The 11,281-nt window shown below is 56.7% G+C and carries 11 protein-coding genes and 1 tRNA gene; 7 read left to right on the forward strand and 5 right to left on the reverse strand.

Going from position 1 to position 11,281, the window contains the following annotated elements; translation table 11 throughout:
- Positions 1-1,556: 1,556 nt before the first annotated feature.
- The 5 genes from DKK74_RS06180 to DKK74_RS06195 all read left to right on the forward strand — a co-directional run bounded on the left by DKK74_RS06180 (position 1,557) and on the right by DKK74_RS06195 (position 3,886).
- Positions 1,557-2,264: a hypothetical protein gene (locus DKK74_RS06180; RefSeq protein ID WP_110413263.1), complete on the forward strand. Its 708-nt coding sequence runs from the start codon at positions 1,557-1,559 to the stop codon at positions 2,262-2,264.
- A 266-nt stretch (positions 2,265-2,530) separates the two neighbouring features.
- Positions 2,531-2,674 (forward strand): hypothetical protein, encoded by a 144-nt coding sequence (locus tag DKK74_RS08740; RefSeq protein WP_181414938.1) that lies wholly within the window; start codon positions 2,531-2,533, stop codon positions 2,672-2,674.
- Positions 2,675-2,688: 14 nt separating this feature from the next.
- Complete coding sequence (locus tag DKK74_RS08845; protein WP_258334472.1) at positions 2,689-2,811, forward strand: hypothetical protein; 123 nt, start codon at positions 2,689-2,691, stop codon at positions 2,809-2,811.
- Positions 2,801-3,253, forward strand: a complete 453-nt coding sequence (locus DKK74_RS06185; protein ID WP_258334473.1) for a hypothetical protein — start codon at positions 2,801-2,803, stop codon at positions 3,251-3,253. The genes DKK74_RS08845 and DKK74_RS06185 overlap by 11 nt, the downstream gene beginning before the upstream one ends.
- A 432-nt stretch (positions 3,254-3,685) precedes the next feature.
- Positions 3,686-3,886: a hypothetical protein gene (locus DKK74_RS06195; RefSeq protein ID WP_110413265.1), complete on the forward strand. Its 201-nt coding sequence runs from the start codon at positions 3,686-3,688 to the stop codon at positions 3,884-3,886.
- Positions 3,887-4,039: 153 nt separating this feature from the next.
- Here DKK74_RS06195 and DKK74_RS06200 read toward each other — a convergent pair.
- The 3 genes from DKK74_RS06200 to DKK74_RS06210 all read right to left on the reverse strand — a co-directional run bounded on the left by DKK74_RS06200 (position 4,040) and on the right by DKK74_RS06210 (position 6,530).
- Positions 4,040-4,116: transfer RNA gene (locus tag DKK74_RS06200), tRNA-Ile, on the reverse strand.
- Between the two features lie 70 nt (positions 4,117-4,186).
- Positions 4,187-5,815, reverse strand: coding sequence for a peptide ABC transporter substrate-binding protein (locus tag DKK74_RS06205; RefSeq protein ID WP_110413266.1), 1,629 nt, complete (start codon positions 5,813-5,815; stop codon positions 4,187-4,189).
- Positions 5,816-5,903: 88 nt separating this feature from the next.
- Positions 5,904-6,530: an ECF transporter S component gene (locus DKK74_RS06210; RefSeq protein ID WP_046323227.1), complete on the reverse strand. Its 627-nt coding sequence runs from the start codon at positions 6,528-6,530 to the stop codon at positions 5,904-5,906.
- A gap of 302 nt (positions 6,531-6,832) precedes the next feature.
- On the opposite strand from DKK74_RS06210, the gene ettA reads away from it, so the two are divergent.
- Positions 6,833-8,509 (forward strand): energy-dependent translational throttle protein EttA, encoded by a 1,677-nt coding sequence (gene ettA / locus DKK74_RS06215; protein WP_110413267.1) that lies wholly within the window; start codon positions 6,833-6,835, stop codon positions 8,507-8,509.
- Positions 8,510-8,549: 40 nt separating this feature from the next.
- Positions 8,550-9,464 carry an acyl-CoA thioesterase gene (locus DKK74_RS06220; protein WP_110413268.1) on the forward strand — a complete coding sequence of 305 codons (915 nt, stop codon included), beginning with the start codon at positions 8,550-8,552 and terminating at the stop codon, positions 9,462-9,464.
- Positions 9,465-9,572: 108 nt separating this feature from the next.
- Here DKK74_RS06220 and DKK74_RS06225 read toward each other — a convergent pair whose 3' ends face one another.
- Positions 9,573-10,130, reverse strand: a complete 558-nt coding sequence (locus DKK74_RS06225) for a DUF3180 domain-containing protein (RefSeq protein WP_045935650.1) — start codon at positions 10,128-10,130, stop codon at positions 9,573-9,575.
- The gene (locus DKK74_RS06230; RefSeq protein WP_181414939.1) at positions 10,127-11,209 is read right to left on the reverse strand and encodes a dihydroneopterin aldolase; all 1,083 of its coding nucleotides are present in this window, start codon (positions 11,207-11,209) and stop codon (positions 10,127-10,129) included. The genes DKK74_RS06225 and DKK74_RS06230 overlap by 4 nt, the downstream gene beginning before the upstream one ends.
- Between the last annotated feature and the right edge of the window lie 72 nt (positions 11,210-11,281).

Genomic DNA, 11,281 nt, shown 5'->3' on the forward strand with positions numbered 1-11,281 from the left:
TATTGATTCAAGCAAGCAGGTAGCTTGTTTAGTAGGCACGTACCGCTTATCCCCTTCAGCCAGGAGGAGCGGAGATGCGCAAACCGCTCTGCCCGAGGCCAGCAATCTTTTCATCAAATCCATCTGACCGGAAGCACGGAGACGGCACCCTTCTCAGCTTTGACACACCCCCTCCAGGGTGTATGATTAAGAACAGATATACGGGGGACGTATACACGATGGACCTACAGGGACTGAGCTATCTTCAGTTCCAGAGGAGATGTACATGCGTATAGTTTCCCGGCATATGCTGACGGCTTCGACTCGAGCCCGTCCCGTATTCTTTTCCCTGATAAATTCTCATACTTAGCGGTTCTACGGAAACGCTTCCGGATTATTGTGGCATGCGCAGATTTTATGGCTGTCTACGTATGCACGCTTGGGGCACCCAGAAGTGGATATACACCGAGGGTGCTCTATGATCCGATATAAAAAACGCGCCTAGCTCTTTTCCCCCGGCTTACATGTGAAGCCATACATATTTGCATCGGTGAATCATGGATGCTAGAGCTAGGCGACGAGAGGACGGCCCCGACAATAGCCGGGGCTAGTCCTTCTACTAAGACTATCAAGAAAGTTTGGGGCACAAAACACTCATAGCCCTCGCTGACAATCAGCAAAGATACATGTTTGTGATGGTCGATCATATGCTGAGTTCACTGACAAATACCACGTCCACGTCCTATTCGATAAGCGAACCCGTCTCTTTGTCCACACAATTTTGGAATTTTCGCGATAGGTTTGGTACATTTGAAACACGAGCGAGGAATTAAAACATAAATGAACATCGTTGTTCTCACAGCCTTTATCCTTATGACACGCGAGAGAACAGGATTGTTCGATTCACTAAAACTAATCAATTGCCTATGATGCCACACGCTCATTTGTGAGCACATTCAATGGTTGTGCCTTACACCGATAGTGCAGGTATAAGTTATCTATCTATATATCAAAGCATCAAGAAGACCTTATATACTAAAAAAGAAACGAGTTGCATAACTCCCTCGAAAACTGAAGCGTGTGCAAATTCGATTCCGCTTTCTAAAATAGCAGCAAACGCAACAGCATAACTCCAAGAGCCGTATTTTAAATATCTGTAACATCTACAATGAGAACACGTTCATATTACTCGGACTGCTTTGCATGTAATATAGGAAATTGAAAATACTTGTCATGGTTGGATAGAAAATGTTAACGCCTTTAATCGAGATGATTCGAAGAATTCTGACATGGCTTTGCGCGCGGTCGATGTCTATCTGTTCTATACATTTTTGTCAAAGCTAGTTATTGTATCGACGATCTGTATATGGGTACCGCCAAAGTGCATTCACGCAAGAACAAAGGTCAGCATGTGCGAATAAGCAATATTGTCAAGAATCCAAGCCTTCGAGTGATTTATGCGCACAGAGTCAAATGTCGCGAACAGGTTCCTGAGCATGCAAGCCTTTCAGCGCTTTATACTAGTAGTGTCCTGCTCGTGCGGTCATCGATGATTGTACCAAGGAGCGATCATAGTTATGAAGAAACAAACTAGCGAGCTCTTTCCTGCTGATACCAGGGAAGATACAAGCGTATTGACTCCAGTTAAAAGTACAGCATCAACGGATGCTGCCACTCCTCCAGCTCCGCCTCACGACAGCGGCAACACTAAACCTACCGGACACCACACCCACAAAGGCAAACCTGGTAAATCTATATGGAAGACAGCTTTCATAGCCTTACTCACCTTCTTCATCGGCTTTGGTTTCAGCGCATGTTGCAGTTCTGATCCAAAAGATTCTGAGGACTACAAAGATCTGCAATCGGATTACTCGAAATCACAGGCCGATCTGCGTAAGACTCGTAGGGAATTGCTTGACGCGCAAAACCAAGTCAAGAAAGTACAGGACAAAGCCGATAAGTGGGATAAGGAGCAGGCTGACAAGAAGGCAGCCGAACAAAAAGCCGAACAAGACAAGAAGGACCAGGAGAAAGCTGCAGCAAACAAGGCTGCACAAGGGAAAGCAGCCGCAGACCAAGCCGCACAAATACAAGCTGAACACCAACAACTCCAGCCCCAAAAGCATGTCCAACAGCAGCAGGCGCAGCCACAACTCCGCTCACAAGGCACCGTACACCGTGGAGCATTCTGTTCTGGAGCAGGGTCCACTGGAGCGTCAGACCAAAATGGCGCCACTCTAACCTGCAGAACTGCCAAAGATGGTCGCCTGCGATGGATGAACTAACAGGAAGAAACAGTGTTGACTTCCAACGCGGGGATATACCCGACACAAAAAGAGCGATCATCACATGGGTATATACAGCTTCAAATACCAAAAAATAGGCTCTCATCCCTGCCTATGAGAAGAAACGCCAAGCCATCGTGTAAATCTTCTAAACGATGGGACTCTACTCGATGAGCTTTTAGATGAGCTTGTAATTTATAAATTACTTTCAGATAAACAAAGGTGAGAAAGCTCCTTTGGCGCTATGAGAGACCATTGATTTTCTCGTGAAACTTACATTCTGTTCCATCACTTATCCTGGACTGAACGATTATGAGTTCTGCGACTACATCGGAATAGACATCACCGTGGTCATCAGCAGGGCCAAGCAACGTGTGATTGAAGTCCTCGGCCCCTACCCTCCCCGCTGACAGTGGACCTCTTCTTGCTTCCCGAGGATGAGAAGGTGGCCTACGTGCTGAACAAGATCAAGGCCGGCGACCAGGCGCTGGCAGCCATGAACGACCCCAACAAGGAGAAGGAAGCAGAAGGCGGCGATGACAGATAAAGGCCCAAGGCTCCTGGACGGCCTGACCTCGACAATGACATACGGGCAGATGCGTCACTACGCCGACACCCTCAACGTGACCATCAGCAGCGCGCTCCTGCCGGCAGGCATGCCAGGCTTCTACGATGAAACCACCAGAACCATCCTCATCGACAGACAGCTCATCTACTGTCAGAAACGCTGCACCCTCGTCCACGAACTCATCCACTGGCAGCACGCCGACGCCACCAGAAAAGGCGTCTACGGCGCACGCCTGGAACGCAGAACACGACGCGAAACCGCGCTAAAGCTCATCAACCCACTCGAATACCAGACAGCCGAAGCCATGTACGAAAGCAACCCATACCAGATCGCCTGCGAACTCGACGTCACAATCCAAATCATCAACGACTACCAGCTCATACTCGATTCGAGCCACATGCACTGCAAAGCACAGAGCTGATCCCAAACAAGCACGATCACCGTACAAAACAACTGATAGCCAAAGCGGACTAGAGCCATGATGAAAAGACCAGCACCTGTCATCGCAGCCGTTCTTGCCTTCACACTCCCCCTCACGGCCTGTGGAGGGCAGAATGTGAATTCAGCGCGACAGGTCAGCGACAAATGCTCCAAAGTGTCGGCGGCGTTCGAATATAAGAAGGACGGCGACAGCATCCTGTACGCGTCAAAGCTGGAGGAGCCGGCCTCGAGCGAGGGCCTTCCTGGACTCGACTGCCTCCTAGATTCCCTGGGGGTGACCGCTGATGACATACATAACCAAGTACCTAATGGCGGAAGTGGTCACCTCTCAACCAGCAAATACAGCATCGGAATATACTCAACAGGTCAGCACCTGACACTGTCCATCTCAGACAAGGACTAATGACAAAGAATGAAATATGGTATGCGCACACCCAGCCCTAAGCGCTCATTCAAGGCGCGGACCACGGGCAAGTGGAAGCGGCAGGCGAAGAAGAACCTTATTCCCGGCTATGGGAGGAAAGGCATGGGGTGGATTCGAAACCCCAAGAAAGCCATATACAACAAGATCTACCGGAAGACCACGTTCAGCATCTGGGACCTGTTCAATTAAGACAAAAGAGCAGCCCGTTCTGGCGAGGCTTTTTCTATGCCCGCCCGTCCGTACCGGTTTTCCCGTGCAATATAGTATACATTTTGAGCACGAACCTTATCCCAGCAGATATAAGAAAACCCCCACAGGCTTTGTGCCTGTAGGGGTTTCGTCTGGTGGGGCCTCAGGGGCTTGAACCCTGGACCGAACGATTATGAGTCGTTTGCTCTAACCGACTGAGCTAAGGCCCCGCGCCGATCGTACCGGCCAGAGTCATGGTATCAAAACGACTCGTCATCAGCCAGGTCCGGATTGTCGGACCTACTTGGTGACCTGGTTGTAGACAGGCAGACCCATGTATCCGAAAGGAGCATGGCGAACCTGCCTGCTGGCCACCGCCGAGACCTTCCTGTACCAGAGCGGCAGCACCGGAAGATCCTTGAAGAGAACGGCCTCGGCCTGGCGGTAATCCTGCATGGCTTCGTCCTGATCGGTTTTGGAGGCAGCGCGGGAAAGAATGGCATCATATTCCGCGCTCTTGTAGTCCCCATTGTTCAGACCCTTGCCATCGGCCTGGCTGGAGGCATACCCTTGAACCAAGTAGCCTTCGGGGTGGGGATAGTCCGAGGTGATGCCCGAATTGAAAATACTGTTGACCTGACGGTTATGAACTGCCGTATTGAATTCCTTACCCGTCGGGAAGATATTCGGTTCCGTCTTGATGCTCAGAACCTGGGCATACTCATGCAGAACCGCATCAACCCAGTCCTTGTCGGTCCCGTCAGAACTGTATGCGATGCGAAGCGTGCCCTCCCAGGGAGATATGGCATCAGCCTGCTTCCACAGTCTACGGGCCTGGTCCGGATCGTGGCCCAGCACCTTCCTGCCTTTGATGTCGGAGGCATTCCCCTTGATGGTTGGGGCCAGGAAATCAGTGGCCGGCGTGACAGAACCAGCGAAGACCTTGTCGGCTATTTTCGTGCGATCCAGGGCATATGACAGGGCTGCCCGGCGAAGAGCACCCTCCTGCCCCTGGAAATGCTTCAAGCCTTGCGGGATAGTCAGGGACCGGAAGGCCGGCCCCGGCTTGATCAAGGGCTGCAGGCCCGAATCGGTATGGAAGGTTTTCAGGCGAGAGACCGGAACCGTATCGAGCACATCCAGGTGACCGGCTTGAACATCCGCATAGGCAGCATCAAGACTCTGGTAGTCCCTGAACTCCAGGCTTCCGTTCCGAGCCTTGCGCGGTCCCTTGTATGTGGGATCCTTCTCCAGCTTGATCCCCTGATTGGGCACCCATGATTTGAAGCGGTAGGGTCCATTCCCGATCGGTTTCTTGCCGAAAGCCTTGATGTCCTTGTAGGCGGACGCCGGCAGGGGTAGAAAGGCCACGTCTCCCACCTTGTAGGGGAAAGAGGAATCCGGCTTGCCCATGGTCACCTCCAGGGTCAGATCGTCAACCACCCGAAGACCCGACAGAGTGGCTTTGGGGTCGCCGTGCTCATCCTGGACTTGCTCGTACCCGGCAATGGTCGAAAAAGCCGAGGCACCCAGCTGCCCATTGGCTGCATTCGCCGCAAAAGACCAGGAATCTGCATAGGTCTTGGCTGTGATCTTCTCCCCATCGCTGAAGGTGAGTCCTGGCTTGAGGACAATCGTGTACCGGCTTGCATTCTCATTGGGTGTAATCGATTTGGCCTCGACCAGGGTCATCCCGCCTTTGTTGTCGAAGGTGACCAACCCATCGAAAAGCTGAGTCACCACCTTCCAGCCTGCGGTGTCATTGGTGCTGGAGGGAATCAAGGGGGCCGTAGGTTCGGCATTGTTGACGCTGATGGCGGCCTGAGGGTCGACCCGGTCTTCCTGGGAAGCCTGGGAGGTGCCGCAGGCGCCCGCCGCCAGGATGAACGGGAGCATCGCTGCTGCGAGGTAGGAACGAAGCTTGGTCATAATAGGACCCTTCCTGCCCGGTACGGGCTGTCACAGCTGCACAACAAACATATGGTCGATACAGTCGGTCTGACGAGGATACCGATATTCAGACCTGCCTGACATCCTGACCGGATGCCAGCCGATCCAGAGCACCGGTGCGGCCGATGGCCCGGAAGAGGAACCAGCTGACCAGTCCAGCCAGAACCACTCCGCTGATCAGTTCACAGATAGTGCCGATAATCCCCCTCGGGCTGAGGAGGGAGACCCCCTGATAGTAAAAGGCCAGGAGAAAAGCGTTGTACACCAAAGCTATCAGAATACCCCCCAAAACGGTCGTTCCCAGGGTCCACCGGCGGTAACGGAAAATTCCAAAGGCCAATTCCGCGCAAAGGGCCTCGACAATGGCCTCCACCAAAATCATCGGCACGTTATAGGCATTACCAGGCAGAATCTCGACCAGGACGCTGATGACGCCAACGTAGACGGCTGCGCCTGGCTTGCGCAATATCAACAGGGAAAGGGTGCAGGGAAAGTAGAAGACCCCATGTAAAAGGGCCGCCGCCCCAGGAAGCAGGGCCGTCATCAGCGGAAATATCCACGAGGCGAGCAGACTGGCCAACCAGTAAATCAGCCCCGACACCGCGCCCAGGCCGGCGCCGACCGCAATGTCGAGCGGCCTCCAACGCAACCGATGAGCTGCGGAAATCCGACTCTGCTGCTGTTTCACCGTCATTGATACTCCCTTACAACCGCCCTAGAGCGGACGGCCCATTCCTCATGCGCACAGCGATAGGCCGGTACCTGCCATGCCAGCAAAAGCCCGTCCGGCGTTCCTTGACCTGCGCATGCCGGGCGGGAACGTCGACTCAAGGCTACCCCGACCAAGGCGGCAGAACCAGGGTCCGGTCATAGGTCTTGTTTATAGGCGGCCATGCACTGCTTCACCTGGCTTATCAGCCCGGCGCATAAGTCAGAAGTTCCCACTACCATGAATGCAGTTTGCACTGTCTTTCTAAGGTTCTGTGAGGTAGCTTCTTGGCCGAATTCATTTATCAGATGATCAAGGCGCGCAAGTCCTTCGGCGACCGCGTCATCCTGGACGATGTGACCCTGAGTTTCCTGCCCGGCGCCAAGATCGGCGTGGTGGGCCCCAACGGCATGGGCAAATCCACCCTGCTGCGGATCATGGCCGGCCTGGACACGGTCAGCAACGGGGAGGCACAGCTCACCCCCGGCTATACGGTAGGCATCCTCCAGCAGGAGCCGCCGCTGGACGAAGACAAGACCGTGGGCGAGAACATTCGCATGGCCTTCGGCGACATCATGAGCAAGGTGGACCGCTTTAACCAGATCGGCGAACAGATGGCAGACCCCAACGCCGATTACGACGCCCTCATGACCGAGATGGGTCAGCTTCAGGAGCAGATTGACGCCGCCAACGGCTGGGACCTTGACTCCCAGCTGGACCAGGCCATGGATGCCCTGCAGTGCCCCGACCCGGACACCCCGGTCTCGGTCATCTCAGGAGGCGAGCGCCGCCGGGTGGCCCTATGCCGTCTACTGCTGGAGGCACCCGACCTGCTGCTCCTGGACGAGCCCACCAACCACCTGGACGCCGAGTCCATCCTCTGGCTGGAGCAGTACCTGCACACCTACAAGGGTGCGGTCCTGGCCGTGACCCACGACCGGTACTTCCTGGACAACGTGGCCGAGTGGATCTGCGAGGTGGACCGTGGCCACCTCTACCCCTACCAGGGCAACTACTCCACCTACTTGGAGACCAAGGCCAAGCGTCTGGAGGTCCAGGGCCAGAAGGATGCCAAGCTGGCCAAGCGTCTCAACAGCGAACTGGAATGGGTCCGCTCCTCACCCAAGGCCCGGCAGGCCAAGAACAAGGCCCGTCTGGAGCGCTACGAGCAGATGGAGAACGAGGCACGGAACAACAAGAAGCTGGACTTCTCCGAGATCCAGATTCCGCCGGGGCCCCGCCTGGGCTCCAAGGTGCTGGAGGCCGAGCACATCCACAAGGCCTTCGGCGACCGCGTCCTGATCGACGACCTGAGCTTCACCCTGCCTCGAAACGGCATTGTGGGCGTCATCGGCCCCAACGGCGTGGGCAAGTCCACGCTCTTCAAGACCATAGTGGGCCTGGAACCGCTGACTTCGGGCACCCTGGAGGTCGGCGACACGGTCAAGATCTCCTACGTGGATCAGAACCGCGAGGGCATCGACCCCAACAAGAACCTCTGGGAGGTGGTCTCCGGAGGGCTGGACTTCATCGAGGTCGGCGGTGTCGAAGTGCCTACTCGCGCCTATGTGGCCTCTTTCGGCTTCAAAGGCTCGGATCAGCAGAAGCCTGCTGGCGTCCTGTCGGGCGGCGAGCGCAACAGACTGAACCTGGCACTCACCCTGAAGCAGGGCGGCAACCTGCTGCTGCTGGACGAGCCCACCAACGATCTGGACGTGGAGACCCTGGAAAGTCTGGAGAACGCCCTGCTGGCCTTCCCCGGCTGCGCTGTGGTCATCTCCCACGACCGCTGGTTCCTGGACCGAATCGCCACCCATATCCTGGCCTGGGAGGGCACGGACGAGAATCCGGCCTCCTGGTATTGGTTCGAAGGCAACTTCCAGGCCTACCAGGAGAACAAGGTCAAGCGTCTGGGCGAGGAGGCCTCCAGGCCCCACCGCATCCACCGCAAACTGACCCGCTGAACCGAAATACACCCCGAGGGATCGAGGGCCGAGGAGAAGCATGAGCACCGAGGATGAAGCACTGGCCCAGGCCATCGCTGGGCTGAACCTGCAGGAGTGGCAGCCCGCCGATGGCCGTTCCCGTTTCCTGGGCAAATCGCTGGACTTCCCCACTGGCCGCCTCTACGGAGGCCAGCTGTTGGGCCAGGCCATCATGGCCGGCGGGCGGACCGTGCCCGAGGGTCGACTGCCTCATTCCATGCACGCCTATTACCTGCGTACAGGACTCCTGAATCAGGATGTCCAGGCGGAAGTGGAGACCATCCGTGACGGACGTTCCTTCTCCTCCCGACGGGTTGACCTGCACCAGGGGGAACGGACCATCCTGAACGCCCTGCTCTCCTATCAGCAGGTCGGCCAGGAGGGCGTCCGCTATGCCGACCCCATGCCGACCGGGCTGCCCGATCCGGAGGACCTGCCTGGCTCCCGAGAGCTGATGGAACCCTATGCCGACAAGTCCCCCTTTGCTGACTACTACGCCCATCAGAGTCCCTTCGATATGCGTCATGTCGGCGGCACGGTACTGCTGGACGATGCAGATGATGCAGAACATGGGGATTCCAAGGACGACAGCAGGAGTCGCCAGGCCGTTTGGAGCCGTACCCAGGGGAGAGCCGAACTGGACCCGCTGATGCGCCGGGCCCTGCTGGCCATGGAATGCGATCAGATCATGATGGAGCCCGCCCTGCGCCGTGCCGGGCTGAGCATGACAACCCCGGGGATCTCCTTCGCCTCCATCGACCATGCCATGTGGTGGTATCAGGATATGGATCCCTGCGACTGGCACTGCTTCATCCAGGAGTCCCCTGTAGCCGACCACGGCCGCAGCCTGTGCATGGCCAAGGTCTATAACCGCCAGGGTGACCTAGCTGCCTACATGGTTCAGGAGGCCATGATCAGGGTGCCCAAAGACTGAGCTTCCACTACGTCATCGCATATTCTTCCCCAGCAAGGGATCAATAGCTTGGTCGACAGCAGGCCGGCTATCTTCAGAAACGTCCCCAGTTAGGGCCTTGAACGCTGTTCAGCTGTGCTTTTTGCTTGAATCGGCCTTTATCTCCGCCCTATCTGCGGTATCGGCCGCATCGGCCATCGGTCTTCGCGAGGACTTCTTGCGACGGTCGGGGTTCTCAGGCCCGTCATCCGGGGGCAACTGGCAGAGCCACTCCCCCACGGCTCCGGCCACCACATCGAGCAGACAGACCAGGGAGGCGACCAGGCACTCCTGCATGACCCGTGTGTAATAGGGCGCGCCTGCATGACCCATGCTGATCAGGGCCTGACTGCCGTACCAGCCCAACAGGGCGGCACAGGCAATGCCCAGGGCCTTGCTCATGATCAGCACGTTGACCGCGAAGCGCAAATCCATCTGCTTGCGGTCCCCCTTGGCGTAGCGATGCACCTGGAAGGCCATGATCAGGATGGCCAACCCCAGTAGGAAGAGCAATACACTGACCAGCCAGGGAACCCCCATCAGGTCCGTCCTGGTGGACATGCCCAGTTCCGAGATGCCGGCGCCTCCCATCAGGCCCAGAACCAGGGCGACCAGATAGTGCGCGAGCGGGGTGCGGCGGGCCCTCATGACAGACCGTCCAGAATCCAGTCCTCCGAGACCAGGCTGATACGGTCACGGTCAGGAGCACGGTTGGCCAGGCTGGCCAGACAGGATCCGCCAGCCCCAGGCAGGCAGTATTCAGGCTCCAAATAGGCCCAGGGAATCAGAATGCGCGATGGAGCATCGGCGGTCAGCAGAGGGGGGCGGTCCCGGGAAGACAGAACCGAACCGTCCGAGGTCTCCACCTCAACCACATCGGCATCCAGTCCGCCCATCTGTCTGATAGGAGCGGCCACCATGTCCAGGGCCGACCGCAGCTCACCAAGATTCAGCGGCGTCTGCAGAATAACCACAGCCGATAGACGCTGATCCCCCTGATCATCACGGTAGGCATATAGGGGCGAGATGCCGACCAGCTGACTGCCGGGAATTCCGTCCAGGGCTGCAAGAGCACGGAGCATGGTCAACCGGTCGGTTCCCGATGCTCCTTCCAGCGCAATCACATCACGCATCAGAAGGCCCTGTGGCTTGACTCCTCCAACAGACGGCTGAGTGGACGCTTCGTTATCACTATCCGGATCCGAGTACAGGCCGCTCTGGGTGGAGAAGGTCAGGGGGTGACGCAGCCGGGCCTGTGCCGCATGGCCAGAATCAGCCTGACCAGACAGCAGGAAGGAGGGATGCCCTAAAGAAGCATTCCCGCCGCTGCTAACCCGCCCGGATTCCATGCTGGCAGGGTTGCCTTCCACCTGATCGTCGGCTGCACGCTCAAGGGTGACGCCCACCTGAAAATCTACCCCAGTTCCCTGGTCAGCACCCAGACGGGTGACCGTGACCCGTGTGCGGCGGATCTGGTGGGAGAGCAGGATGGCATCAGCCACCTTGGCAGTCAGGGATTCCAGAATCTCATCAGCCGGCTCGTTCTGGATCAGGTTGACGATCCGACGGACAATCTGCACATAGTCCACGGTCTGGGTGCCGTCGTTGAGCCTGCCTGCCTCACTCAAATCCAGGTAAAGGACGGCATCGACCTGGTAGCCCAACCCAGGCTTCTGCTGGCCGTGCAGGGGTGCGACCTTGATGGAACTCAAACGGATGGAATCCATGATGTACGCTCCTCCCTCGCCTTGGAACATCCACTGCCACGCGGCCCTGGACCCTTCACTTCACCGGGCCAA

The sequence above is a fragment of the Bifidobacterium asteroides genome, from assembly GCF_003202755.1.
Classification (GTDB): Bacteria; Actinomycetota; Actinomycetes; order Actinomycetales; family Bifidobacteriaceae; genus Bombiscardovia; species Bombiscardovia asteroides_F.